At 59.9% G+C, this 1,092-nt stretch carries 1 protein-coding gene; it reads left to right on the top strand.

What is annotated here, in order from left to right; all coding sequences use genetic code 11:
* The coding region (locus tag ACEK02_RS19750) for a biotin/lipoyl-containing protein (protein ID WP_371423265.1) at positions 1 to 1,092 on the top strand (1,092 nt) is incomplete at both ends.

Genomic DNA, 1,092 nt, shown 5'->3' with positions numbered 1-1,092 from the left:
GGCATGGACGTCGCGACCCGCGAAGCGATCTGCGCGGCGGCGGTGAAGGCGGCCAAAGCGGTCGATTATGTCGGGGCGGGCACGATCGAGTTCATCGCCGATGCGAGCGAGGGCCTCCGCGCCGACCGCATCTGGTTCATGGAAATGAACACGCGGTTGCAGGTCGAACATCCGGTGACCGAGGAAATCACTGGCGTCGATCTGGTCGAATGGCAGCTACGCGTGGCGAGCGGCGAGGCGCTGCCGAAGCGGCAGGACGAGCTGTCGATCAATGGCTGGGCGATGGAAGCGCGGCTATATGCGGAGGATCCCTTAAAAGGATTTTTGCCGTCCGTGGGGAGATTGGATCGCTTCCGTTTGCCAAATAAAGTGCGATCCACTCGCTGGCGGCACCCCGTGCGCGGTGTCGAATATGATAACGATTATCCCTTCGTTGGCCGAATCGAGACCGGCGTTGCGGAAGGAGGCGAGGTCTCTTCCTTTTATGATCCGATGATTGCCAAGATCGTCTGCCACGCGGAAGGTCGGCGCGACGCGGCGCTAGGTTTGGCAATATTGGTTGGTGACGCACAGGTTTGGCCGCTGCGTACCAACGCGACGTTTCTTCATGCCTTATTGGTGAACCCCGACTTTATGCGCGGAAGAGTTCACACTGGTTTTATCGAGCAACATCAGGACGACGTGATCTATGAGGTTGATCCTCCACAGTGGATACTCGATCAAGTCGCCGTTGAACTGATAGCGCCAGCGAGACATAACATCGCGCCCACTGGGTTTCGCCTGAATGGGCATGAGTGTCACAGCGTCCGAATGATGGACCGCGACCGTGAATATGTCGGTGCTACCGATGGCTACACAACCTACGATCAGCGTGCCTACCCGATTCTCGACGTTTCAGGCGAAGTCGTCTTTGCAACGCTGCAGGGCGCAACGTGGCGGTTTGCGGCATCGGCGACGCGCGGTAATGTAGCAGGCACCGCCGCCGACGGCGCGATCCTCTCGCCGATGCCTGGCCGCATCATCGCGGTGGACGTGGCCGCAGGCGACACCGTCACCAAGGGCCAGAAGCTCGTCACGCTCGAAGCGATGAAG

Origin of the sequence: Tardiphaga sp. (genome assembly GCF_041424195.1) — a bacterium.
Lineage (GTDB): Bacteria > Pseudomonadota > Alphaproteobacteria > Rhizobiales > Xanthobacteraceae > Tardiphaga.
Note: the sequence above shows the minus strand (reverse complement) of the source record. Positions and strands in the feature narration are given on the sequence as shown.